This is a genomic window from Photobacterium sp. TLY01 (assembly GCF_021432065.1).
Taxonomy (GTDB): domain Bacteria; phylum Pseudomonadota; class Gammaproteobacteria; order Enterobacterales; family Vibrionaceae; genus Photobacterium; species Photobacterium halotolerans_A.
In genome coordinates this window covers 826,989-852,711 of sequence record NZ_CP090365.1, presented here as the reverse complement: position 1 = coordinate 852,711, position 25,723 = coordinate 826,989, and the positions used below count along the sequence as shown (strand labels likewise).

General features: G+C 48.5%; 23 protein-coding genes. 14 read left to right on the top strand and 9 right to left on the bottom strand.

The window, feature by feature from the left end:
- Nucleotides 1-241 precede the first annotated feature (241 nt).
- The 5 genes from LN341_RS19495 to LN341_RS19475 all read left to right on the top strand — a co-directional run bounded on the left by LN341_RS19495 (nucleotide 242) and on the right by LN341_RS19475 (nucleotide 3,008).
- Nucleotides 242-592 carry a GlpM family protein gene (locus tag LN341_RS19495; RefSeq protein ID WP_046221117.1) on the top strand — a complete coding sequence of 117 codons (351 nt, stop codon included), beginning with the start codon at nucleotides 242-244 and terminating at the stop codon, nucleotides 590-592.
- Nucleotides 593-693: 101 nt separating this feature from the next.
- Entirely contained in the window at nucleotides 694-1,158 is a 465-nt protein-coding gene (locus tag LN341_RS19490; RefSeq protein WP_234205322.1) for a DUF3291 domain-containing protein, read from the top strand.
- A 100-nt stretch (nucleotides 1,159-1,258) separates the two neighbouring features.
- Nucleotides 1,259-1,663 carry a cupin domain-containing protein gene (locus LN341_RS19485; protein ID WP_234205321.1) on the top strand — a complete coding sequence of 135 codons (405 nt, stop codon included), beginning with the start codon at nucleotides 1,259-1,261 and terminating at the stop codon, nucleotides 1,661-1,663.
- A 271-nt stretch (nucleotides 1,664-1,934) separates the two neighbouring features.
- Nucleotides 1,935-2,363, top strand: coding sequence for a DUF2000 domain-containing protein (locus LN341_RS19480; RefSeq protein ID WP_234205319.1), 429 nt, complete (start codon nucleotides 1,935-1,937; stop codon nucleotides 2,361-2,363).
- 12 nt (nucleotides 2,364-2,375) lie between these two features.
- A complete protein-coding gene (locus LN341_RS19475) occupies nucleotides 2,376-3,008 on the top strand; it encodes a LysE family translocator (RefSeq protein WP_046221114.1) in 633 nt (210 codons plus the stop codon).
- A gap of 54 nt (nucleotides 3,009-3,062) precedes the next feature.
- Here LN341_RS19475 and LN341_RS19470 read toward each other — a convergent pair whose 3' ends face one another.
- Together LN341_RS19470 and LN341_RS19465 are read right to left on the bottom strand one after the other, a co-directional pair.
- Nucleotides 3,063-3,488, bottom strand: coding sequence for a DUF3995 domain-containing protein (locus tag LN341_RS19470; protein WP_234205316.1), 426 nt, complete (start codon nucleotides 3,486-3,488; stop codon nucleotides 3,063-3,065).
- A gap of 239 nt (nucleotides 3,489-3,727) precedes the next feature.
- Nucleotides 3,728-6,157, bottom strand: a complete 2,430-nt coding sequence (locus LN341_RS19465; protein ID WP_234205313.1) for a metallophosphoesterase family protein — start codon at nucleotides 6,155-6,157, stop codon at nucleotides 3,728-3,730.
- A gap of 296 nt (nucleotides 6,158-6,453) precedes the next feature.
- On the opposite strand from LN341_RS19465, the gene LN341_RS19460 reads away from it, so the two are divergent.
- Together LN341_RS19460 and LN341_RS19455 are read left to right on the top strand one after the other, a co-directional pair.
- Nucleotides 6,454-7,893, top strand: a complete 1,440-nt coding sequence (locus tag LN341_RS19460; protein ID WP_234205311.1) for a PLP-dependent aminotransferase family protein — start codon at nucleotides 6,454-6,456, stop codon at nucleotides 7,891-7,893.
- Between the two features lie 74 nt (nucleotides 7,894-7,967).
- Nucleotides 7,968-8,192, top strand: coding sequence for a hypothetical protein (locus LN341_RS19455; protein ID WP_046221110.1), 225 nt, complete (start codon nucleotides 7,968-7,970; stop codon nucleotides 8,190-8,192).
- Nucleotides 8,193-8,246: 54 nt separating this feature from the next.
- On the opposite strand, the gene LN341_RS19450 is transcribed toward LN341_RS19455, so the two are convergent.
- Complete coding sequence (locus LN341_RS19450) at nucleotides 8,247-8,864, bottom strand: glutathione S-transferase family protein (RefSeq protein ID WP_046221109.1); 618 nt, start codon at nucleotides 8,862-8,864, stop codon at nucleotides 8,247-8,249.
- A 544-nt stretch (nucleotides 8,865-9,408) separates the two neighbouring features.
- Between LN341_RS19450 and LN341_RS19445 the strand changes: the two genes are divergently transcribed.
- Nucleotides 9,409-10,329: a M14 family metallocarboxypeptidase gene (locus LN341_RS19445; protein ID WP_234205309.1), complete on the top strand. Its 921-nt coding sequence runs from the start codon at nucleotides 9,409-9,411 to the stop codon at nucleotides 10,327-10,329.
- A 106-nt stretch (nucleotides 10,330-10,435) separates the two neighbouring features.
- Here LN341_RS19445 and LN341_RS19440 read toward each other — a convergent pair whose 3' ends face one another.
- Nucleotides 10,436-11,134: an FMN-dependent NADH-azoreductase gene (locus LN341_RS19440; RefSeq protein WP_046221107.1), complete on the bottom strand. Its 699-nt coding sequence runs from the start codon at nucleotides 11,132-11,134 to the stop codon at nucleotides 10,436-10,438.
- A gap of 123 nt (nucleotides 11,135-11,257) precedes the next feature.
- On the opposite strand from LN341_RS19440, the gene LN341_RS19435 reads away from it, so the two are divergent.
- A complete protein-coding gene (locus LN341_RS19435; RefSeq protein WP_234205308.1) occupies nucleotides 11,258-12,196 on the top strand; it encodes a LysR substrate-binding domain-containing protein in 939 nt (312 codons plus the stop codon).
- On the opposite strand, the gene LN341_RS19430 is transcribed toward LN341_RS19435, so the two are convergent.
- Nucleotides 12,149-12,868 (bottom strand): gamma-glutamyl-gamma-aminobutyrate hydrolase family protein, encoded by a 720-nt coding sequence (locus tag LN341_RS19430; protein WP_234205307.1) that lies wholly within the window; start codon nucleotides 12,866-12,868, stop codon nucleotides 12,149-12,151. The genes LN341_RS19435 and LN341_RS19430 overlap by 48 nt on opposite strands.
- An 84-nt stretch (nucleotides 12,869-12,952) precedes the next feature.
- Here LN341_RS19430 and LN341_RS19425 point away from each other — a divergent pair, with 84 nt between their 5' ends.
- Nucleotides 12,953-13,768 (top strand): helix-turn-helix transcriptional regulator, encoded by an 816-nt coding sequence (locus LN341_RS19425; RefSeq protein WP_046221105.1) that lies wholly within the window; start codon nucleotides 12,953-12,955, stop codon nucleotides 13,766-13,768.
- Between the two features lie 29 nt (nucleotides 13,769-13,797).
- Here the strand turns inward: LN341_RS19425 and LN341_RS19420 are convergent, their stop codons facing one another.
- Nucleotides 13,798-15,216: an MATE family efflux transporter gene (locus LN341_RS19420; protein WP_234205305.1), complete on the bottom strand. Its 1,419-nt coding sequence runs from the start codon at nucleotides 15,214-15,216 to the stop codon at nucleotides 13,798-13,800.
- 721 nt (nucleotides 15,217-15,937) lie between these two features.
- On the opposite strand from LN341_RS19420, the gene LN341_RS19415 reads away from it, so the two are divergent.
- From LN341_RS19415 to LN341_RS19405, 3 genes are all read left to right on the top strand, one after another.
- Nucleotides 15,938-16,636: a PEP-CTERM sorting domain-containing protein gene (locus LN341_RS19415; protein WP_234205303.1), complete on the top strand. Its 699-nt coding sequence runs from the start codon at nucleotides 15,938-15,940 to the stop codon at nucleotides 16,634-16,636.
- Between the two features lie 76 nt (nucleotides 16,637-16,712).
- Nucleotides 16,713-18,884, top strand: a complete 2,172-nt coding sequence (locus tag LN341_RS19410; protein ID WP_234205300.1) for a cytochrome-c peroxidase — start codon at nucleotides 16,713-16,715, stop codon at nucleotides 18,882-18,884.
- A gap of 208 nt (nucleotides 18,885-19,092) precedes the next feature.
- Complete coding sequence (locus LN341_RS19405) at nucleotides 19,093-19,629, top strand: hypothetical protein (protein WP_046221103.1); 537 nt, start codon at nucleotides 19,093-19,095, stop codon at nucleotides 19,627-19,629.
- 63 nt (nucleotides 19,630-19,692) lie between these two features.
- On the opposite strand, the gene LN341_RS19400 is transcribed toward LN341_RS19405, so the two are convergent.
- The 3 genes from LN341_RS19400 to LN341_RS19390 form a co-directional block, all read right to left on the bottom strand.
- Entirely contained in the window at nucleotides 19,693-21,264 is a 1,572-nt protein-coding gene (locus LN341_RS19400) for a cytochrome-c peroxidase (RefSeq protein WP_234205298.1), read from the bottom strand.
- A gap of 164 nt (nucleotides 21,265-21,428) precedes the next feature.
- Nucleotides 21,429-21,746 carry an AzlD domain-containing protein gene (locus LN341_RS19395; RefSeq protein ID WP_234205296.1) on the bottom strand — a complete coding sequence of 106 codons (318 nt, stop codon included), beginning with the start codon at nucleotides 21,744-21,746 and terminating at the stop codon, nucleotides 21,429-21,431.
- A gap of 1 nt (nucleotide 21,747) precedes the next feature.
- On the bottom strand, nucleotides 21,748-22,521 hold the full coding sequence (locus LN341_RS19390) for an AzlC family ABC transporter permease (RefSeq protein WP_234205294.1): 774 nt from the start codon (nucleotides 22,519-22,521) through the stop codon (nucleotides 21,748-21,750).
- A 277-nt stretch (nucleotides 22,522-22,798) separates the two neighbouring features.
- Here LN341_RS19390 and LN341_RS19385 point away from each other — a divergent pair, with 277 nt between their 5' ends.
- Entirely contained in the window at nucleotides 22,799-25,723 is a 2,925-nt protein-coding gene (locus tag LN341_RS19385) for an MHYT domain-containing protein (protein ID WP_234205292.1), read from the top strand.

The following is a 25,723-nucleotide window of genomic DNA, read 5'->3' as shown; positions in this document are numbered from 1 at the left end:
CAGTAACAGGTGGTCAATAACAATAAAGTCTTTGTCCTTCCATGACGATGAGTAACGAGACATCACTTTATATCGATTAAAAAGCATAGTTAATAATGTAATAAAAATATCTATATAGTCTGGTTGATCAGCTTCAAGTCTCAGTGAGAGCTTTTTTACTCAAGTGATGAATACAAAATACTGTTCACAGTATTTTTATTGCTAAAGCTTATAATCTCATTTTTTTGATGGATTGATTTCAATGGTATCTCTGTTTCTTAAGTGTCTGCTGGGGGCGCTAGCTGTACTGCTGATTGCGATACTGTCCAAGAGTAAAAGCTTTTTCATTGCAGGTTTAGTGCCCTTATTTCCAACTTTTGCCTTAATTGCCCACTATATTATTGGCACAGAGCGAACCATGTCGGATTTGAGAGTAACCGCTCTGTTCAGTCTGTACTCTTTAATTCCCTATGCCGCTTATCTGATAGCCGTGTACTACTTTAGCTATCGGTTTACGCTATTCTGGACTCTGAGTTTAGCAACTCTGATATGGGTCGGTTTTGCAGCTTGTCTGCTGCTCGGCTGGAACCGTTTTTACCCCGGTATTGTCTGAGAATACCTGGCCCATCACGATTCAACACACTGTTGATGTGATTCAATGACGAACAACACTAAAACAAGCCCTGTCTTGGCTGACAACATCAAGGAAGAAACATGAAACTCGCACAACTGAACATTGCCCTTGCGAAATACCCCATGGATGCACCTGAGATCAAAGATTTTGTCGATAATCTGGCATCAGTAAATGCCATTGCAGAAAGCAGCGAAGGTTTTATATGGCGGCTTCAGGATGAATCCGGCGACGCAACCAGCATCCAGGCTTTCGATGACCCGAATATCATTGTCAACATGTCTGTCTGGGAGTCGGTGGATTCGCTGAAAAACTTTATGTTCCGGACCCATCACCGCGACATCATGCGTCGTAAAGCGGAGTGGTTTCATCGTCCGGCAGAAGATACATATGTGCTGTGGTGGGTGGAAGATGATCATATCCCGACCATCGCGGAAGCCAAAGCGCGTCTTGAGTACCTGAGGCGTCAGGGAGACAGTCCGTTTGCTTTCACGTTTAAAAGCAATTTCACACCTGAAGATGCGCTGGCGTATCAGCTTGAAGCCTGATGACTTTCAGGACGCATCTCAGGACTAATCGTTGATATCTGCTATCTTTTTGCATGTGTTCCCACCGTTTTGATACCCATGCAACGAGAAAGGATTCAACATGACGCGAAAGCAGCCGCAACACCTCGCCGGCAGCGCAATTCGGCTGAGAAACGACGCGAGTATTGAGCTTCTTGAGATGAATGACACGTTCTGGCCTCGCTTAATGGCAGGCGAGCTTGGTGATTTTCATCATGAATTTCTGGTCAGCCTGCACGATTTTACGTCTGACTGGCCAAGCAGCGAAGTACATCCCAAAGGCGATGAAATTGTCATCCTGCTCTCCGGATCAGCGACATTTCAACTGGTAATGCCGGAAGGGATACAGGAAGTCAGGTTGGAGTCCCCTGGCTCATACGTGTTTGTCCCCAAAGGCGTATGGCACACGGCAAAAATAGAACACTCGGCACGTATGCTGTTTATCACAGCCGGTGAAGATACCCAGCACAGACAACATGACCACTAGCGCCACACAAGTAAAACAGGGCACTTGATGCGTGCCCTGCAATTACATATCTGCGGCTTCAATATCACGTGCAAAAAAATAAATCCTGCAGAGAGATTAAGTTCTGCATCTTCCTGAGACTGCACAGCATTTTCCTGCGCTTACAACAATTGTTTGTGATTGGATTGACGCTTCATCAGCAGAGATGCATATTGTTTTGCCTATGTGAAACAGAAAAACAGCCTAAACGTTACGTTTCTGAGAAATATTGAAAGAATAAGGAAACACATCAATGAGCTTGCCAGACGAAGATCAAAAGCGCTTTATTGCAGTATTAAGTAAAAAAATGGATACAGGCCGAACACTAAATGTACTGGGCCACCTGAGTGCCGGACTCTCTCATCTGGTGGATCAGCAAGGGACTGAATACATTGATTATTATGATGCTGATGGCAACTGCCATCCGAGTTTGTCTCACTATCCGTTTATTGTACTGAAAGCAGATAACTCGAACAAAATTCGCAAAGTCAGGGAAGAAGCTATCAAGCACAAGATTGCCTTTACCGATTTCACGCACACCATGACTGAAGGCGGATCGATTGCCCAGCAAGTATGGACAAAGGAAACCCCGGAGCGTGAATTAGAATATCTGGGGATCTGCCTGTTCGGTGACATAGAGACCCTGAAGTCCTTCACCGGAAAATTCAGTTTATACCGATAACCGGGAGAGAAAATGCAATCGTATGATTTCCTTTTGCCCATGCTGGGCTTGCTGACACTGGGTGCCATGGTGCCTGGTCCCTCATTTCTGCTCGTAGCTCAAACGGCTATGTCTGATTCCAGAAGACAGGCGTTTTTTGTCGCACTGGGAATGGGAACTGGCGCTCTTATTTTTGCCTTACTTGCGTCATTTGGCTTAGTGGCACTATTCAAAACAGTGCCTGAGCTGTATCTGACCTTTAAACTACTGGGTGGTTTATATCTGTGCGTGTTGGCGCTGCGTATCTGGAAGCAAGGGGATCAATCAAGCGTTCAATCCATAATGGCGGTTAAAACGAAAAGTGTGTATTCATCCTTTTTCTTTGGTTTAACCACTCAGCTCAGTAATCCTAAAACGGCCATGGTTTTCAGCAGTGTATTTGCAGCTTTACTGCCCGTCGAGGTGCCCTCACTCACACCAATCTTTTTAAGCCTGGGTGTTTTCATGACAAACTTTGGCTGGTATGCCACAGTTGCCTTGCTGCTTTCCACGACACGCGCCCAACACTTGTATCTCAAAGCCAGAAAAGGATTTTGCCGTGTCGCTGGCACTCTGATGGGTTTATTGGGAGCCAGGTTACTGATGTCAACGTCAGCGAATCAATAAATGGCCTCACCAAGCAACTGAAGATTGAAATGAGATACATGATTCAGCATGAGATTACTGCATCAGGGACAAATAGAGATATCCTGCGCCCAGCAACAAACACAAGGGCGAATATACCCAGCTATCCCATGTCGCAAATGTGCTGCCTTTTACTTTCTTACTAAATCCAACCAATCTGAAATCGCCAAGTGCGCGTAAAAAGAAAATAGCCGAGACAACAAAGCCGATAATATAAGCATAACTGTCTAACCAGCCGGGAAAATAAACAATCTCCGCCAGAATTAATGACAAGAATGATAATAAAAACAACCCGAACGCCACGAGCAAAGTAATACCGGCGCCCGGTGTAAAAGCGTGTTGGCCGTGCTCGATCGGAATGGCATTCCCAATGCCTTTTCTACCGCCAAAAGCCCAGTACACATGGATCAGACAAACCAGCAGCAGGCACGAAGCTATGAATATTGAGATCACTTCAATCATTTTATTTTCACCTGAATAAATAAAACCCGACGATGTAAAAAGCTCAAAAAGTATGTTTGGGGAATGATAGACCGCCAACGTCATACTGAAACAATGGCTTTTCAACATATCCTGTTCAAACAGAAAATGAAATCAACATTTATCAGCTAATGGCTGCCAAGTGACAATATCTGCGCAGCTATGAATCAAAACGGCATCAATAAGATACCGTTTTGTGTTATCCGAGTTTCCGAAATACGTTAAGGCGTCGTCAGTGAAAGCTGCACATGATCAATATGCACATCAGCCATGCTGCCTGCTTTTTTCACTGCGCGCAGTGTCAGTTTCATCTCCCGGGTTGCCACGGGTAATAACAGCGTCGATGTATTGCTCAGCCACTGTTGCTTTTTACTTTCTGTTTTCACCACAGTCGGCTGACCCAGGGCATTTCCGTGATTATCCAATGGTTGTAGCGTCATGACGGCATGATCGCCGTCGCCCCAGCCATTGCTGTTGAAACTGAGCCGAACAAATGCTGACGACTGATCAATCACACTGCTGAACGCACTCACATCCAACGTCTGACTCAAATCATCATAGGGCGCGTTGCCCGCAGCGGAATCATTCGGGCGGGCGCTGAAATAATAATCCCCTTCTGCCGCCGTTATGTTGTCGATGTCCTGCAACACTCGCCAGTAACCCTGCTCGACAGTCCAGCCTGAAAGATCCTGCGCTTCGGCACCGCCATTATTTAGCGCTAACGCGGTTGTCGTTCCGGCATCGATGGATAATGTCGCCGTGTCACTCCAGTCAGACCAGCCCAGATTGTCATTACGCACTCTTGCACGCCAGTACCAGGTCTCTCCCGGGAATAACGTCAGGACTGGCGCCGAGCTGCCGTTGAACGGGTCACGATACGAATCATGGGAGTGTTCTGACGATCGTTTTTGCCATTTATAGGTTTCATCATTGCCCATTTTGAGCTGGCCGGAGAAATCAGCCAGATTGATTGTTGTCAGATCAACGCCCGCCTGCGTATCTGTCGGCATCCCCTGAATGCTGCCATCCTGCATCGGCCAGATGTTGTGCGCCCGGGTTTGATTGCCCCAGATATCAAACACCTCAGAATCAAACTGACTAGCTTTGCTCAGTTGCCACTGCACTTCATAAATCGAGCCAGGGTCGGGATGGCTGATCGCCAGATTCAGTTGATTGAAGGCATGACTGCCGTTACCGGCCAGAACTTGTGGCGCCTCTGGTGCTGCCGAAGTGGCCTTCATGGTCAGGGGATCGGACACAGTGAAGGTATCTTCCAGACTGGCAAAACCGCCGCCTTTAGAAGCCACCGTGGCAGTGTATCGAGTCAGTTGCATAGAAGGTGAACTCTGCTGATTGAACGTCAGCAGGTTGAACCCGAACTCACTTTGACTGATGGCGAAGGTGTCATAATCGCGGGTATCGTTCTGGTAGTAGTTATCATCGTTGATTTTTTCACGATAGCCCGCTGCAGTTGCGGCATTGAGCCAAAGGTGCCGGGCATCCATAGATTGTCCGCGAGAATAAGCATGGGTATGGCCAAACAAATGGCCTGTTATCTTGCCGCTTGATCGGGAAAAATCTTCCATTTCCGCGACCATCTCGCAACTACCGATACTCTCGCCCGAGAGCCAGAGTTCAGACAGACACGGGTGATGAAACATACTCAGGACATAGTCGACGTTATTGTCTGCTTGGGTGTTGATCAACAACTCACGCAGCCACTGACGCTGTATGCCAAGAATCTCCGCGTTAAACTTACCGTGGTTTTTGGAGATCGGATAGCTGTTCAACCCGACCAAACGTAGATTACCGTAATCCAGCGAGTACCACTGTTCTTCATACCCCGCCGAGCCATTTTCAGGTTGCTGGAAGAAATGGCGATAATTGGTCAGCTCAGGATTACCATAAAAATCATGATTTCCGGGAACCGCCACCAGCGGAACATAAGGGGTGATGGTTTTCATCTGATCAAAAAAGTCACGCCGCCACTGCAACATGCTGTCGCCGCTGTTGACGATGTCGCCGGAAATCGTAATCGCAGCAATCTCTGATGCACATTGCTCCGGCTGGCTGTGACATACCGTTGGAATAATGCCTTTGGTAATGAGGTCGTTCAGTGCGCCCAGCGTACTGTTATTTTGTGTGTCACTAATGGCTACGACATTAAACGGGGCTGGTGCTGTCCCGGCCGATGGATAGGTTTTGAACACATAACGCTCAGAAACAGCCGACACGCCCGACGGGCTGTCATCGCTACTCACCACGTAATACTCATAGCGCGTATCTGCACTTAGCCCGTCAATTGCCGCGCTATATAAATGCGTATTGTCCACGGCAACAGGCTCAACCAAAGTAAATTCACCTTGTGTCTCTGCCGGCCTGACCCAAACCGTTGGCGCCGTGTCTTCCGTTTCAAACAACACAGCCATACTGTTTGCGGCAGGTTGCTGCAGATACGGGAAGATCGAAAACGAGACCTGTGCCAATGCGGCCGGCGGCGGAATCACCACTTCCTTGCCGATCTGGCCTACACCACCATCACTGCTTTTATCATCCTGAACCGTTTCGGTGCCTTCATTACAGCCCGCTAACAAAGTGCTTGTCAGCAAAACAGCCATAATACCGGCCATGTTCCTGCTTTTTATCGACATGTTTCATCCTTATTTTTCTCTATTCCATGGCATTTTCTGGACTAGTCCAGTGTTCGATTAAAAATGCTAATTGCTCTGTATGACAGAGAGCCTGAATATGGATGACACTTATCTATCAGTTTGTTGACAATGAAATATTGATCTTAGCCTTTGTCATGTCGCCAGCTTCATTGTCCGGATTTTTTGTTGCCGGCCTCACACTGAGCAATATGTCTGAGCTCAGGAAGCGACAAACTGGCTTGCTTTGCCGTTTTGGCATGATATGTTCTGAACTTCGACTCGGCGCAGCGAACCAAATGAATAAATATCAATCACTTGCTCATAATCTCAGGCAACAAATCCGCCAGCAGATTTGGCGATCCGGAGAAAAAATCCCGTCGGTACGGGCAAGCAGTCAGCAAACCGGCTATGGCACGGCGACTGTGTTACAGGCGTATCAGTTGCTGGAAAGTGAAGGATGGCTGATTGCTAAGCCGCAGTCCGGGTATTTTGTCGCCCCTAACATTCAGGCGCTGACGACTGTACCGCCGCAATCCACTCAGGCGCCGGTCAGGATCAATGATTTACTGTTTGATGTTTTTCAGCGTACCAAAGACAGCGACATCGTGCCGTTCAGCTCGGCGTTTCCCGACTCAAGCCTGTTTCCGCAGCAAGAACTGGTCCGCAGCCTGTCCAGTGCCTCGCGTAAGATGGACAACAGAAGCGCATTAACGCACTTGCCGCCCGGCAACCATGATTTGCGCCGGATCATTGCGCAAAGATACGTCCAGCAAGGACTGCACGTTGGACCGGATGACATCGTAATCACCTCAGGCGGCCTGGATGCACTGAATCTCAGCTTACAGTTTGCCACTCAGCCCGGGGATTATGTTGCGGTTGAATCGACCACATTTTACGGGGCGCTTCAGGCCATAGAGCGTTTGAAGTTGATCCCGGTAGAAATCAAAGCCAGTGCTGACGGCGGACTGGATCTGAACGACCTTGCTGAAAAATTATCGACTTATCCGATCAAAGCCTGCTGGCTGATGACCAATGTCCAGCACCCGCTTGGTTACACACTCAGCCAAGCGCGCAAACAGGCGCTGCTAGACATGCTGCGCCAGCATCAGGTGTTTCTGGTGGAAGATGATGTGTACGCAGAGCTGTATTTTTCAGCGAAAAAACCAGTGCCAGCCAAAGTTTATGATCAGCAGGATCAGGTGTTGCTGTGCGGTTCATTCTCCAAATGTCTGTCACCCGGATTCCGAATTGGTTGGGTTGTGGCAGGCAAACACAGTAAAGCCATTCAAAAGCAGCAATTTTTATCGACTATATCCAGCAGTGTGCCTGTCCAGCTCGGGATCAGCCATTACCTGCTGCATGGCGGGTATGACAACCATTTACGAAAATTGCGCAGTACGTTGCAAGACAGAAAAAGCGCGATGATACACGCCATACGGCGCTATTTTCCGGACAGTACGACGGTAACCGATCCCGCGGGTGGCTACTTCCTGTGGCTGACGTTTCCGGCTCCATTCGATAGTCACGCCTTTTATGAGCAAGCCCTGGAGAAGCGCATTGCAGTGGCTCCCGGGACGCTATTCAACAGCCGGCAAGACGATCTCAGGCATATCAGGCTCAACTATTCGTACGAGATGAATGAGGAAAACCTGATTGCGCTATCCACCCTTGGTCAACTGGCAAAAGCATGCCTGAGTGACAGCAGTAATCAGCAAAATGACTGTTCGGTAAAATAGTGCATCAACTGTATCAACAGGAAAAACCAGGACTGTGGTGAAATAGTGACTCTCGCTAGTGAAAGGGTCACCACATGGAAAGAACGACGAAGGTTAAAGACGAAGTCAAATTCATATACATCGCCATTCTCTGCATCTTCCTGGTCGTGTTAGGTCATTTTGTTTTGATGAAAGATGTCGCTTATTCTGCCTGGGCAGAAGCAACCGCAGCGGCTATCCCCTTTCTGCTCATCGGGCTGGGCGTGGCCGCCGTTCGCCGGGCAGCAAATATGGATCAGAAAAACACTTCGACTGATTGAACAACACTGCGCTCCCCTGTATTGATTCAGGGGAGCGAAGTTTGTCAGCCGGCGCTAGCCATGGGCGGCTTCGATCTCGTTCGATTTCAGATACGCCTGATGGGTCACTAACTGCTGCGCATAGGCTGCAATGTGAGGAAAATGCGCGAGTGCGCCGCTGGTATGCAGAATTTCGACAATGAACGACATCATGATATCTGCCCCTGTCAGTGAGTCCCCCACCAGATACCGCTTGCCGGCCAGCGACTGATCGACATACGCCATGACTTTGGCAATTTCCCCTTCGGCATAACCGGCAAGGAAGTTGGTTTCACAGCCGTCTTTATCAACAAACATCTTCAATAACAAAGGAAGAATGGCCGAGCTTTCGGCAAAATGAATCCATTGCAGATAAGCCACATAATCTGAAGTGCCACGCTCAGGTGCCAGTTTCCCCTCGCCATATTTGTCAATCAGGTACTCGGTAATCGCCCCGGATTCAGTGACGATCAATCCATCATCCTCAATCACCGGAGACTTACCCAGTGGATGCACCGCTTTCAGCTCTGGCGGCGCAAGAAATGTTGCGCTGTCGCGTTGGTAAGGGACAATCTGATAGTCCACTCCCAGCTCTTCCAGCAACCAGATAATCCGCTTGGATCGTGATTTATTCAGGTGATGCAATGTGATCATAACGCTGTTGCCTCATGGGTCTGATTGAACTTAACAGTATGTTTATTAAACACTTGAACTGCAAACATCGCCCAGACTAAACCATATTTGCGTCTGTCACCATGTCTCCTTCAGAAAATGGGTCGCCCTGATCAATGAATACTCTGACACGGTTCAACGAGAATGATCTGAACCAAAATGGCACAAAATGCAGATAAGCGACTTCGATTGATCTGCATCAAGCCGCCTTTTGCCGTTCAGGCTAAAGTGGAGTCCTCCATGTTTTTTGGGAAATGCATGTGTACGTTTGCCCCTGACTTGCAGGGGCTTTTTTTCACGCCAGCCCACCCTGTTCACTTTCCTGCGATGACTCTTCTCTCCGGTACGGCAATGCACTGGGGTTCCAGCTATATTTATGTCAATACTGACTGCTGCAAAGTACCGGAGGAATGGTTTAGCTGTTGTTCTCAATGAAAAATATCTTCCGCAGCCAGATGATTGAACGCGCGCTTCAGGAGGAGTAAGCTTCTGACGCCTGAACATAAAAAATAAATTAAGGACAGCTATGAGCAGTAAGCGTACCTACCCGATTGGCACTCCGGGTCAGAAATGGACCATGAAAGAAAAAGCAGAATGGTTGGCTCAGCTCACCATCAAGCGCTCCTATCTGGACGAAGTGGTCACGAAAATCGACGCACTGAAAGATCGCTTTGATGTCTCTCAGTATGGTGCTCTGTCGTATGACACAGAAAAGTACCCGCTGTTCGTCATCAAATCCCGCCCCTGGAATGCGCAAAAGCCGACCATTCTGGTCACAGGTGGCGTGCACGGCTATGAAACCAGCGGTGTTCATGGTGCCCTGCAGTTTGTCGATGAAAAAGCACAGCACTACAGCCAGTATTTCAATATTCTGGTGGCCCCTTGTGTCAGCCCCTGGGGTTACGAGACGATTAACCGCTGGAACCCGAATGCGATTGATCCAAACCGTTCTTTTTACGACAACAGCCCGGCCGAAGAATCAGCAGCACTGATGAAGATGGTTAAAGATCAGGATGTAGACATTCTGGCGCACATCGATCTGCATGAAACCACCGACACTGACGAAACCGAATTCCGCCCGGCGCTAGCAGCGCGGGATGGTGTTGAGTACAAACCCGGCAGTATTCCTGACGGTTTCTATGTGGTGGGCGACACCGACAACCCGCATGATGCTTTCCAGAAAGCCATCATCGATGAAGTGCGTAAGGTCACCCATATCGCACCGCCCGATGACGAAGGCAAGATCATCGGCTCTCCGGTATCTCAGGAAGGCGTGATCGATTATCCACTGAAAAAACTCGGCCTGTGTGCCGGTCTGTCAGACTGTCAGTACAGCTCCACCACGGAAGTGTACCCGGACAGCCCGCTCGTCACGCCAAGCGAATGCAACAACGCCCAGGTGGCCGCCATTATCGGCGCACTGGAGTACATTCTGAGACAGCAATAATGCACTTTGCCTCTTTGCGGAGCGTGTAAGAAAAGTAACTGATCACAAAGTCTGATTTTCTAAGCCACCTGATTATCGCATCAGCAAAATATCACCGATTGAGTGTTCAGATATCTGTCGCCATGCTCAGCGAATGCTCTGGCTCCCGCTGTGCCAGTGACCGCGCCAGTTTTGCAGCCTCGGCATAGGCCGCTTTCAGCGATGCCTGATGGCGGCTATCACCAAATTCCTGATAGCCGGCACTGATTTCATGCGTCTGCTCCACCCCCAAATAGCGACTCATCACACGGATATGCGGGCCGAGGTGGTTCATCGCTTCGCGGACGCCGCCGGCTTCAAAACCAAATTCACCGGTTGAGGTAATGAGCACCAGTGTTTTCCCGGCTAAAGTCGGCGACAGAGGAAAATCGCCCCGTTCCAGATCAAATGAAAAAGTTTTATTGATGCGTATCACTTGGTCAAACCAGGCTTTCAGCGCAGCAGGCAGGCCATAATTGTACATGGGCGTCGAGATCAGTATGGTATCTGCTGCTATCACTTCCTTAATTAATTCATCTGACAATGCGAGCGTTTCCCTTTGAGCGGCGGTCCGATTCGGCTCCGGCGTAAAAGCCGCGGCAATCCAGTCCTGGCTAATAAACCCAGGTGGGTTAATACCAATATCCCTATGGATGACAGTGGCTTGTGGTGCATTTGTCAGCCATACATCCATAAAAGAAGCTGCGATTTGTTTTGAAATTGAATTATGGCTCGGAACAAGGTTGTCTGTTCTGCGTACACTGGCATCGAGATGTAAAATGGTCATCCGGCGTATCCTTCTGGTCTAAAGTCGTATGTGGTCAGAAGATATTGTCGGTCGAAGTGACAGTGCTGACAAAAGGGATATACTTGCCAATAGCTGAAAATAACTCATCTGTGGAAATGTTCAATGTTCGCCCGTTTACCTTCACTCAATAGCTTTCGCGCATTCGAGGCTGCCGCTCGTCTGAGAAGCTTTAAAGCGGCAGCAGCAGAGCTTTATGTGACGCCAACCGCCATCTCTCATCAGATTCGGCAACTGGAAGCACAGATGGGAACCTTGCTGTTTGAGCGAAAAACCCGCTCAGTGGCATTAACTCAGGAAGGAGAAGCTTTACTGGCTGTCACCCATCAGGCATTAAAACAACTGCAATCCGGGGTGGACAGCATTCGTCGACAGGCCAGCACGATTACCGTCAGCACAACGTCTGCCTTTGCCAGTTTGTGGCTGGTGCCCAGGCTGGAAGACTTTCGGCAACAGCATCCTGCTCTGGATGTCGTTCTGAAAACCAGTGAAAGTAAAGAAAACATCGAACACGACAGACGATTTGATGTGGCGATCCGTTATGGCCATTGCCCGGCCTCAGATCCGCAATCTGTTTTGCTGTACAGGGAAACATTATGCTGTGTCGCTTCTGCGTCTTACTGTGAGCAAACCCAATCAGCAGAAAACGCCATTATCTACACTACCCGATGGCAAAATACCGATTTACCCAGTGTTGAGCCGTTACTCAACAGTTTACCCTCTCCTGCAGCTGCGTCTGTAAAGCTCAGATATTTTGACCAGGAAACCCATACGGTACAGGCTGCATTAGCAAGTCAGGGCGCCGCATTTGTCAGCACATTACTGATTCAGCAGCCCCTGAGAGAAAAGTGGCTGATCCCGCACCCTGCCCTGGCATCATTACAACAATCAGGACTTGAATACTACGCTGTCATCCCTGACCGGCACAGACAAACTGCCGCAGTTCAGCAGTTTGTCGTCTGGCTCAGGCAGATGCTCACTGAAACGGAATCAAGTTCATCTGTACTGAGATTCAGCCACCAGCGCATCCAGGAAACTGAATAAGGCGCGGTTCATTTCACTGTAATCGGCTTGGCGAAGTTGATCCGCTGTCTGGATAAATGGCTTATTCTCGTGATTGTTGAGATCGTCGCCAGAATGCCTGATGAGGCCTTCCACCGAGTCGCGGGTAAACTCGGGATGGCACTGGAAACCATAAGCAAATGGGGTGTAACGCACAATCTGACGCGGACAGCCCAGGCTGGTTGCCAGCACCTGGCAGTCGGGCGTCAGGCCTGGCATGTCATTGTGCCAGTGACCGACAATCAGCTCAGGTGGAAACCCTTCAAACTTGCGATCCAGCCTTGCATGCTTATTGAGAACGATAGGAAAACAACCCACTTCCGGTTCCAGACTCTGACTGAATGGCGCACCTAACGCTTCGCCAAGAAGCTGTGCTCCCAGGCAAAATCCAACCACGGGTGTTCTACTCGCAACCGCTTTTTTGATCAGTGCTATTTCCGCTGCGGCATCAAAGTGCGGACACGCTTCCCTGGTAGTTGCCGGACTTTGCGGGCCACCCAGTACAATCAGCAGATCCATATCATCGCCGCGCTCTGGCAATACCTCGCCCAGATAAACACGCGAATAGGATGTCGAGTAGTTACGCTGATCGATCCACTGTAATAAAGCACCTGGTCCTTCAAACGCTTCATGCATCACAAAATGTACTTTCATGGCTTTTCCTTCGCATTTTTGTATTTGAGTTTCGATGACACAACCCATACTATGCGCCAAACGTTCTAGTCAGGTAGCGATAGTATGACAAAAAATATCGATAAAAAGACATATGCAACACCTGACGGCAATGCGCTGATTGCGAGTTATGCCTGGCAACCCCTTCTGATCAATACCCTGATGATGCCTAAAGGCTTTCACGACGAAGCGCATCAACACCCGTGGCATCAGATAATCTTTCCATCCAGAGGATTATTGAGGTGCAGTACGGGTACCCATCAGTTCTATATCCCGCACCACAGAGCATTGTTTATCCCGGCACACACCCGGCACGAGTCCAGGGCGTTGCAGGACACCACCTTTATCGCCGTATACCTGAACCCTGAGTTCCTAATCCGCTTACCGACTTCCAGCCAGCCGATTGAAGTGACGCCGTTTTTCCGCGAACTGATCCTGAAACTCAGGCAATCCGTTTTGCGCGATCAAGTGCAGCCACCCGGCATCTTACGCTTGCTGGCTGTGCTGGAAGATGAGTTAAACGCCGAAAAAGACAGTTCACTGGAGTTGCCCATGCCGCAAGACCGCCGGCTTGCGCCTATCGTCGATGCGCTGCTGAGTGATCCCGGCAGCACAAAAACACTGGCGCAATGGGCCCGGCAGACCGGTGCAACTGAACGGACATTGTCCCGGGTGTTTCAGAAAGAAATACAGCTGACCTTTCCGCAATGGCGGCAGCGCCTGCGGCTTATGACGGCAATGACGCTGCTTGAGCAGGGTTTACCGGTGCAGGATGCAGCCCATGAAGTCGGTTACCAGTCTGTTTCGGCTTTCATTGAAGCATTTCGGCTGGCCTTCAAACTGACCCCGCAGCAGTTTAAACAGCAACGTTCTATCGAGTAACAGTACGCGAGTAACAGCACGCTGCTGGGCTACTGATTGCCTTTTTCGATCAAGGCTTCATCCGTGATATGCACAATTTGTTGCTCTTCTTCAGTCAGGCGGGTCTTTTTCCAGGTCCCGCGCTTAAACCAGCAAAACGCAAAAATGGCGACCACCACATTGGTCACGGCAAAAGACCACCAGATCCCGTTGTCCTGCAACGCCGTGTGTTTTGACAACACATACGCCAGCGGAAATTGCACCATCCATTGTGACACCAGTGCCACCATCATGGCATTCTGCATATTGCCCGACGCCCGAAACGCGGAGACGACGCAAAGCTGGACCCCAATACCGCCCCACGTCAGGCACATCGTCCGTAAAAAGTGGGCACCTTCTTGGATCACCTCAGGATCATCCGGGATAAACACAGCGATCAGATGAGGCGCGAACACATAGAAAACGATGCCGATCACCGTCAGACCGAGAAAGCCCCACAGCGTTCCCAGCAAGGTGATTTTTTCAGCCCGCTCAATCTGGTTCGCGCCTATGTTTTGCCCCACCAAGGTCGATACCGCCATCGACAGTCCCATGGCCGGAATCATGACAAACTGCAGCAGGTTGGAACCCACGCCATAAGAGGCAATGGTCACTGTCCCGAAACTCGCGACCAGAAACGACAGAATGATCATTCCCAAAGCCCGGGCAGACAGCTCTACCGAGCCAGGCACCCCCAGAAAAAACGCCCTTTTGATATAGGCAAAATCGGGTTTGAAGTTGTGCCATTCGAGCTGAATGCCATGTCTGCCCCGCATGAACACCGTCAGGCCCAGTATTGCAGCGATGGATTGGGTGACCAGTGTCGCCAGTGCTGCGCCCATGACCCCCAGTCCTTCAAAACTGCCAAGGCCGAAAATAAACAAAGGGTCGAGAAAAAAGTTGAGGATCACAGTGCCGAAGACAATCATCAGTGGGATCTTGATCTGCCCGATCCCCCGCATCAGAGACTGAAACATGGCAAATAAAAAAACGAAAATCACCCCGATAAACGACACGTGCATGAACTTGAGTGCATCGTCATACACCTTCTCGCTCACACCCAGTAAAGTCAGGAAATAGGGTGACAGCAGATAACCGGTGAACCCCAGCACAGCCGAGGTGACCGCGACCATCAGCATGGTTTGGGCCGCGACATGGTTCACTTTGTCCCGGCGTCCTGCCCCCATGTATTGTGCCGATAGCGTTGCGCCCGCCATAGCTAAACCCGAACCTAACGCAATCACCAGAAAAGTCACGGGCATGCTGACAGACACCGCAGCTACTTCAGATGCGCCCAAGCGTCCCACCCAAAAAGCATCTGTCAGCTGATAGGCCGACTGAAGAATATTGGTCAGAATAATGGGAACCGCTAACGAGATAAGTACTTTGTTAATGGGGCCTTCAAGAAACCGGTTTTGTCTGTCTGTCATCGCCATGCCTTGTGCAGTTATCGTTCAGAATACGTCTTGAATATGCGGATACTTCACTCAATATAGTGAGTCCAGTCGCGATAAGCATTCGTTTTCAGAGTCTTTTTGTCACTGAACAACTGATTATCGGCCTCTGACATGGCTTGTTACAGCGGAATTAGCTGCTCTTGTCCGTGCTGCTGACAAACGAGCCATGCAGCAATGAATCATAAACAGTACACCGATGACATGAAATTCAAAACATCCAGAATCATAATATTCAACTGCCAGTCAAATATTCACAGAATAAGCAGCGCAACAAGAATAATAATGGCAATTATTATCAACGGCGTTTTTATAACAATCAAAAAATAACATTGAAAACATCAGCCATAGATACAGTCAATATAAATTACATCAACCCAAAAATATAAAAGATCCAGGCCGTACCAATGCTCCCTGGCTTTTCATTCATCACTCCGTATAAAAACCCCACACAAACCCACCAATCCATTGATATTCATGGTAAGAATTAAGAAAACACAGTAATAACTTGCTATAACAAAGTTGCAGATACTGCTTCTGAATAACTGTCAGAAAAAATTACACCACAAGAAAAACCATCAAGATAACTAATAAAATAAGAACATAATCAATATCTTAACCCACGAAACATAAGCGGCATGAATTTAGCATTAATTGGACGGGAGATAATTAAATACTAATCAAGCAGGGGTATATCATGAAAATGTCATCTAAGTTTCGAACTGTTCGCACTGGCTTATATGTCTCTGGGCTCTTGTTATCATCAGCCTCACAGGCAGGTCTGGTCGACATCTTTGCGTTTTCCAGCTTTTTTTCACCCAACAATACAGATGTTTATGTAGACACACCGCTTGACAATTACGGCATTGGCTATAGTGACGTTCCCTATAACTTTGTTACCTCTTTCACATCAGCGCTTGATGGTGATAATTACGGCACATTACAGTGGAACATCAAAAATAACACAGGCAGTAGCTTCACCGATATACAGATTGTTGGTGTACTCGATGCAGTCATTGATTTTTACGGCGATGACGATTATGCCTATAATGCCGGAAACAGTGCCGACAGTTGGGAAATCAATGACAGCTATGATCTTGCCGGAAATTTTTTCTACTATGGCCTAGCCCTCAATAACTCTGTGACTCAAGCGTTCTTTTCACATGGACTCGCGTTAGGATTCAACATCAGCGAGTTCTCACATGGTTCTATTCTATCCTTTACCTATACCCTGAAAGACAATGGTCCTGGACTGCATTTAACCGATCATTATTACACCGACTTATATTTTGATGGTACGTATCAAGTTCCGGAACCCGGCTCTCTGCTTCTGTTCACGACTCTTTTATTTGGAGCAGGTGTGTCGCTAAGAAGACGTCTTAAAATTAATTCATAGGTTTATTTAACATTAACCAATAATAAAATCTCTGAAGTAAGCATTGATTGTCGTTTATTAATGCGAGGGAATAATAATGGGACAAAATAATAAAGCAATGCGCTTTGGTGCGATCGGTTGCACTATTGCATGTTTTAGCTTAGGGGCTGTATTTTTTGCACAATCTGAAATACCGGCCGAAGAACCAGAACCAATAGAAAGTTTGATTCCTGAAGCACTCACGAATCTTCAGGCACCTCTACCTGATTTAACCGGCATTGTCAGAGACAAAAACATTGCCATAAAACTTGGCAAAGCCTTATTTTGGGATCAACAGGTCGGCAGTGACGGACAAGCCTGTGCCAGTTGCCACTTCAAGGCGGGGGCTGATGGCAGGATCACCAATATTCTTACTCCTGGCCTGCTGCGAGTCGATGCCAACCGCAATCCCGCCCCTGATACTGAGTTTGGTGGCAGCGTCCCCCCCGGTCCGGCAGGGACTGAGGGCTTCACTGCAAGTAACCAAGTCGCCCGGGCCAATATTACGCTCACCCCGGATGATTTTCCATTTCACCAACTGGTTGATAAGGATGATCGCAATTCAGCCATTGTGTACTCCACCAATGACTCCGCCACATCACCAGGCACCTTTGATGGTTCATTCGGCACTGTGATTCCCAGGGATCTGAATGAGTATTGCGGTGACCCGGAAGGCAACATTTTCCATACTCAGTCCAACCTGGCGACGCGAAAAGTCGAGCCGAGGAACACCCCAACGGTCATCAATGCTGTCTTTAACTTCAGAAACTTTTGGGATGGTCGCGCCAATAATATCTTTAACGGCACTGACCCGTTCGGACGTCGTAATGAGCAAGCGAGGGTGATGGTCCTGAACGGTCGTACCCCTGAACTTGTCCGGATCGATCTCAACAACGCCAGTCTGGCATCTCAGGCTGTCGGGCCTGCATTAAGCGACTTTGAAATGTCTTGTGCTGGCAGACAGTTTGCCGATCTTGGTCGACGCCTTGTGAGCCTGAAACCACTGGCACAGCAGGATGTCGCTAGCAATGACAGCCACCTGTCTGATCTGGTTCATCCCAGCGGCAAAGGTTTGCGAGCCAGCTACGCTCAGTTGATTCGAATGGCTTTCGAGCCGCAATACTGGGCAGCCCGGGGCAACTTTGTCATTGATAACAGCGGCAGCGAACCGGTACTGGTGAGTGACAGTCAGGGCTATACCCAAACCGAGATCAACTTTTCTCTGTTCTGGGGCATTGCCATCATGCTCTACGAAGCGGAGCTCATTTCCGATGATACAGCGTTTGACCGTTTCAGAGGATGCCATGAACCTTCTTGCTCACCGGCCATTGAACCAGATGAAAATGCGCTGTCTGAACAGGAAAAACAAGGGCTGATGGTATTCATTGATAAAGGGAAATGCGTCAACTGTCACAAAGGCCCAGAGTTCACTTCTGCCGCTATTCACCTGCAAGCGGAGAATCAGGAAGAAGGTCTTGTCGAGCGAATGATCATGGGCGACAACCAGGTTGCACTCTACGATAACGGCTTCTACAACATTGGCGTGAGGCCAACCAAAGAGGATCTGGGTGTCGGTGCTGTTGACCCCTGGGGTAACCCGCTGTCTTTTACCCGCCAGTATTTTGATATTTTACTCGGTAATAATGCGCCCGATCCCTTTGACGTTGATCCCTGCACCTTTGAGGTTCCTGTACTTCCTGATCTCCCTTGCGACTCCGCGCAGCAAACCAATGCGCTAAGAGATCGGGTCATCGCCGGTCTGGAACGTGATGCTGTCGACGGTGCCTTTAAAACGCCCGGGTTGCGGAACATTGCGTTAACAGCACCGTATTTCCACAGTGGCGGTGCCGCGACGCTGGAGCAGGTTGTCGAATTCTACAACCGGGGAGGAAACCGCAGAGGCACTGAGTCAGACAATAACTCTGGTTTTGGCGGTAATGGCTCCAATCTGGATCCGGACATCGGGCCGCTGGGTTTAAGCTCTCAGGAACAAGCCGATTTAGTGGCTTTCCTGAAAACCTTAACCGATGAGCGGGTACGCTGTGCACAAGCACCATTCGACCACCCGAGCTTAACGGTTTCCAATGGCCATCTCGATCAGGACAGCAACAATGATAATCGCGCCGATGACATTCTGATTACCCTGCCGGCTGTCGGAGCGTCCGGTTTACCCTTCAGTCAATGCTGGGCAAACTCAGGCGATTTGTTCAATCAGGGAGGACCGCTGTAACGTTACGGCAATCCAGAGCAATCACACCAGTCAGGGCCAAACCGTTCGTGTGGCCTTGACTGGCATCGCCGGGATAGCACTTACACCGTAATCTCAGCCATCAGCATGATCTGTACCGCAATCGAATACACAATGATTATCCTGTTTCAGCGCGACTATACTTTACTCGTAACCTGCTCAGCACCGTCATTCGACTAAGGATAACGGTATGAAACTTGCCAGATATCTGTCGCTGGCATTGCTTGTGACAGCAGGGATTCCTGCTATCGTCAGTGCCGATGACAAACAAGCCATGCTGGAGGATGCTTTGAGTGCCGCTCCTCCTACACTCAGAGATAAAGTTACTGTAATGGACTGGGATAACAATGTCTTACAAGAAGGCTCCAGTGCTTACACCTGCTTTCCAACCCCGCCTCAACTCGAAGGGACCGCCCCGATGTGCATGGATGGTCCGTGGATGGCATGGGCACAGGCCTGGATGAAGAAAGAACCCGTTGAGACGAAGACCATAGGGATATCTTACATGTTGGCTGGCGATGGCGGCGCCAGTAATACTGACCCCTATGCGGAAGGTGAAACTGCAGATAATCAATGGGTGGTTGAAGGACCACATTTAATGATTATCACACCAGATAAAACCTTACTCGACTCGCTTCCGACCGACCCCAACAATGGTGGGCCATATGTGATGTGGAAAGGCACCCCTTATGAACACATCATGGTGCCGGTTGGGCCCAGAAAATAAGGCAAAATAAAGAAGAAAAAAAGCGAGATAATCATCTCGCTTTTCTTTTTATCGGTCGATTAATTACTTGCCATTTTTCGATGCGTTGCTGGAACTTTTGTAGGGTTTAGGTGCTTCCACTGTCGTGGTGTCAGTGAGTGTTTTCAGATATGCAACGAGCGCCGCTTCTTCATGAGCATTTAATCCCAGATCACCTGTTACGCCGCCAATGGTCAATAGCGGCGCATCGGGCACTTCAGGTGCAGGCCAGCAATTATTGGCCAGTGCATCTTTTTCAGTCACGATACCCGCAGGGCAACGTATCACACCAAAATCTGCCGCAGTCTGACCATCAACATCTGAGGTATTGTAAAAGTGCACAATACTTTCCAGACTCTTGAACCAGCCATTGTGAGCATACGCTTTGGTAAACCCTTTACCCGGACGTAGATCCACATTGCGCAGTGTTGGTGTTTTGTGGGCACCAATAAAGGCATTCTGAATATTGAAAGGGGGGAATGGTAAACTGGCATTTGGATTTAAACCCAAATTGATCAGCGTTGGATGTAATCCGATATCCGGTAATGGAGAACCCGGTAATTCATAGTTTCTTGGTACGCCAATCGCGTGATAGCTGTCATCAGTATACCGCTCCAGTGGGTGCGTTCCATTGGCACCATTGCTGTTATGGCAAATGAAACACCCAGCCTGACCGTAAAACAGGTCATGCCCTTCATTTTCGAGGTCGGTGAAACCTGCTAACGGAAATTCCACCGGATCTTCATGCTTCGCATCTTCAGCTATTGCGCTATCACGTTTTGAATTAAACCGGTTATTGTCTTCAGACATTTGCCATGCCGCCAAAGCAACAGCAAAGCGTGCAAAAGCCGTGGCCGATTCATCTTCAGACTGACAAGATAAACTCACACCCCATGACTGGTAATACAATTCTTTACCCCATTTAGTCGACTCTACCTGGAGGCACACATCTTCTTTGCTCTTATGGTTTTGCTCGACAGGGTTCAAAAATGGGCTGGCAAAGGCCTGATCGGCAAGAGGACCAAGATACTTAGAATAAAGTGCTTTTTTATGCCAGCTGGCATCGCCAGCATCAAAAACTAAATTGGTATTTTCGACAATGTCTCCATTCGCACGACCATTCCAGAATGCGCCTCCGCAGGGGAAAAAAACACACGGCCCCTGACCTGACAGCTGGAGTTTTTTCAGACCTTTTGCTTCTCCGTCATGTAGAAAGCTAACATATTGATTCGTCGGCGGCTTCAGACCGCCGGCATTTTTAACCGTCGTTTTTTCCTGCCCATCAGCTAAGTCTTGCGGCCTTAAATGTGGTCTGGCACCAGTCACTGCCACCTGATGTAAATTCACACCAGAGACATTGTACGTACCGCCCGTGTTTGGCGCGTGACAAGTCGCACAGGACATTCGGTTGGGATCGGAAATATTTTCAAAGAATAATCGTTTTCCTAATTCTTCTACGGGTTGTAAATCGTAGTCATTCTCATTTTTATTCTTCGCTTGCGAGTTAAATGAAAGCAACACCGAGATAACCAGAACAGATGTTCCGATTATTTTCACCGGTTTTAGAGATGCACAGACATGAGCAGCTTGTCTGCCTTTTTGTATTTGCATGGCCATGGTTAACCTCTTCTTTTTTTTCCACGCACAAGTCAGCCACCCAATAAAATAAGGCAGCTCTGAGAGCAATAAAGCTTGATTAACCAACTATAACTTAAGTTTATAAAGCCACATTTCTCAAAAAAGAGAAAACCATTCAAATCAATAATATAAACAACAAATTCTCATTTTATAAAAAATGATACGCAAAAAAACACCAACATGCTGATCACAGCCGTTAATAAAACATTCTTTGTTTTCAAAGCGATTAATATTGCTATAACAGCCCCAATTAAATAAGGGTTGCTAAACGTGATACTTATAGTATTTTTCTCAGGCAAAAAAACTATAGGCGCCCAAATAGCTGTTAATACAGCCGGGCTTGAATAACTTAAAAAACGCTGAGTTTGAGCGTTCAGTTTTATAGGCAAACGGGGTTCTAAAAATAGATATCGGCTTGCGAAAATAATTAAGGTCATTGCAATTATAGTGAGCCAAATCATCTTATTTACCACCATTTCTTACATTTTCATGACAATAAATTGTTTTATTTCCAATCAATCGTTCAGATATATATCCCCCAGCCATTGCAGCTAAACTGGCAATCATTAGCCCGCCTTCGATTTCCAGAGCGGCCATAAAAACCGACATCACCATTGCAATCACAACGGCGATTAACACGGGCCAGCGCTGAATACCGGGCATCACAATCGCGATAAAAGTGGCGGCAATGGCAAAATCCAGGCCCAGACTGTCCAGGTTCGGGATAAATTTTCCCGCGAAAATCCCAGCTAATGTGGCGATGTTCCAGCTGATGTAAAACCAGAGTCCTGCGCCCAGTGCATACCAGGGTTGAAAACGCTGGGGAGACTGGTTGCCACACAAGGCAAACAGCTCATCGGTCAGAAGAAAGCCCAACCCCAGCCGCCAGCGAAGCGGAAGCGGGCTGATCACGTTTCGCATCGTGATGCTGTACAACAAGTGTCTTGAGGTAATGAAAAAGGTGGTCAGCAAGATAGTCACAAGACCGACCCCGGCTTTCAGTAGCCCGGTTGCGACCAGTTGCGCCGCCCCGGCGAATACAATCGCTGACATCGCCACACTCTGAAACACGTCCAGCCCGGCATCAATCGCAAAGGAACCTGCAAGTAACCCCCAGGGAATCACGGCCACACATAAAGGCATCACAGCAATTGCACCTTGTTTAAACTGCTGTCTTTTCTCCTTGCCAGTCAGTAAAACAACAGATGCTTCTTTTGATATTTCTTTTTCTTTCATTGCCTTACTACTATCCAAACGATGAAAGCCGTTACTTTACGCCAAAACTCTATCTCAATCTTGTACAAATTTGTCTGATTTAAATAAGAACTCAAACTCATATTGCAATGACTATTTATTGATATTGTGTTGATTATTAGCACTTACTAACCCACGAATGGTTTACTCTTCCTGACCGACAGGATAATGTGAGCGCCCAAGACATAAAAATACAACACACATTTACCCGAACTGGTTAACTCGTCTCTGATGGCGAATAACTGGTCTTTGATGAATCATGATTGCAGATCTCTTTTCGCGTTTTTTTATCTCCGACAGCACAGACCCAAGCCTTCTGGTTTCTGGTGAATACGACTTTTCACTGATTGCCATTTCTTTAATTATCTCTGTGGGTGCTTCTTTACTGGCGCTGTCTTTAGCCGAGTCGGCTAAACTGAGCCATAGCCGCGTATTGCGACGTCTTCATATCCTGACAGGTGCCGCCTCATTGGGCGTAGGTGTCTGGGCCATGCATTTCATCGGTATGCTGGCATTCGAACTGTGTACCACAGTGGATTACGACATCAGCATAACCCTGCTTTCCGCCATACCGAGTTTTCTGGCTTCGTGGGTGACACTCCATTTACTGACCAAACAAACCATCAGTCATGCGCGACTGGTGCTGTGTGGCGTGACCGTCGGACTGGGCATTGGCTCAATGCACTACATCGGCATGGCGGCAATGGTACTGGGTCCGGCGCTCAAATATGATCCCGTCCTATTTTGCCTTTCCATTCTAGTTGCAGCCTCGTTAGCCACACTGGCCTTATGGATCAGTTTTGGCCTGCGTAAGCACAGGTCAATGCCCGGTTATCAGATCCAGCTGATTGCCAGTGTTGTCATGGGCCTGGCCATTGCAGGCATGCACTATACCGCCATGGAAGCCACCCGTTTTGTCGGCCAGCCTGATCCGGCATTTATTCCCGGCAGCCAGCGCCATTACTTACTGGCCATTACAATTTCCATTGTGACCGTCTCTCTGAGCCTGATCATTGCTGCGATTAACGCCCTGACCCGCTACCGCTCATTACTCCTGCGCAGTGAAGAAACCGCATCTGAGCTCAAAGCGACGATTGATACCGCCGTTGACGGCATTATCAAAATATCTCACCGCGGCATTATCCTGTCATTTAATGCCTCCGCTGAACGCATTTTGGGCTATCACGAAAGTGAAGTGATTGGCAGAAACATCAGTATGCTGATGCCTGAACCCTATCAAAGTGCGCACGATTCCTATCTGGAAAATTACCGCAAAACCGGAACGGCACGCATCATTGGCATTGGCCGCGAAGTGACTGCGTTACACAAAAATGGCCTGATGAAACCCATTCGTTTGTCGATTGGCGAGTCCAAACTCAATGGCGTCAGCACCTTTGTCGGTGTGATCACAGACATCAGCCAGCAAAAACAAATGGAAGCGGATTTACGCCGTTCTAAAGAAGAAGCGGAAATTGCGGCCCAGGCCAAAAGTACTTTTCTGGCCAATATGAGCCATGAATTACGAACGCCGATGAACGCCATTATCGGGTTTTCAGAACTCATGCTGGACGGCAAAATGAGCACGGAGCAGCAGCGGCATCTCGGCATTATTCGCAACTCGGCGAAAACCCTGCTGAATCTGCTCAATGATGTACTGGACTCTGCCAAGCTGGAAAGTGGCACCACGCAACTTGAATCACGCCACTTCTCGCTTCGGCAAATCTGCGAACAATTGATCGCCACGCAATCGCTGCTGGCCAACAAGAAAGGCATAGAACTGACAATGCGCTACGACCCGCAGCTCAGTGAAACTTTCCAGGGTGATCCGCTTCGCGTACAGCAAATCATCCTGAACTTACTGAGCAACGCGGTAAAATTTACCGAACGTGGGTATGTCAGACTGGACATCAGTTCCAGCCGCACCAAAGGGATCACCATTCTGGTAGAAGACACAGGGATTGGCATCGCACCCGACAGACTGGACAGCATTTTTGCGCCTTTCTCCCAGGCAGACAGCACCATGTCCCGCCGTTTTGGCGGCACAGGACTGGGGACGACGATCGCTAAACAGCTGGTTGAACTGATGGACGGAAAAATTACGGTCTACAGCCAGTTGGGCAAGGGCTCAACCTTCCGTGTTGATCTGCCGCTTCTGGCAGGCCAAGCTGCTCAGATTGATGAAAGCACAACAGAAAATGTCCATATACCACCGATGACGATACTGGTGGCAGACGATGTCGAGCAGAATCTGGAGCTGATGACAGGCTTATTAAAAAGGGATAACCATCAGTTAATCACGGCCAGAACCGGAACTGAAGCCGTAGAAAAATTCAAATCCAGGCATATAGATATCGTTCTTATGGATGTTCAGATGCCGGAACTGAATGGCCTTGAAGCCAGTAAAGTCATCCGGGCATACGAAAAAGAACATCAATTAAAAGAAGTGCCGATTATCGCTTTAACGGCAAGTGTCCTGGAAAAAGACAGGCGTAACGCACTGGCCGCAGGCATGAATGGATTTGCCGTCAAACCGATTGATATTTTTGCGCTGAAAGCTGAAATTGCTTATCTGAAAGGCATTATTACTCAGGCCCCGCTACATTCTGAGAAACAGAATGACAATCAGGATACGCTGATAGACTTGGAGAAAGGACGCCTGCTCTGGGGCGATGAACAATCTCAGCTCCTCGCCATACAGAAATTCATCAGCCAGCCTCAGCATCACCCGGATTTTATGGCTCGTTTGCTCAGTGGCAGCCAGACCAAAGCGCTCTCACATGTACACCGTCTGAAAGGGGTCACGGGCAACCTGTGTATGCCCGCTATTCACCATTGCATGAAAAAACTGGAACAAGCACTACAACGTGATGAGAATACCGTGCCGCTGTTTACCCAATACCGTGAAATGTTTAATGCCATAACGCTGTTGCTCACTTCGGTCGAGGATTTTTCTGCAGCGCCGGAACAGCACACAGCAACCGCGCTCAACCATGACGATATCAACAAAATTATTCAGCAACTGGAACAGGGAGAGATGCCGGATTGTGCTTTTTCGGCCGTAAAACCCCAGCTTCCCGCAGAACTGGCTATGGAAGTGGAATCTGCCATGAGCGACTTTGAGTTGGATCGTGCAGCCACGCTGCTGAATCACTTTCTCGTCAGCCAGCAAACCGTAGAGGCATAA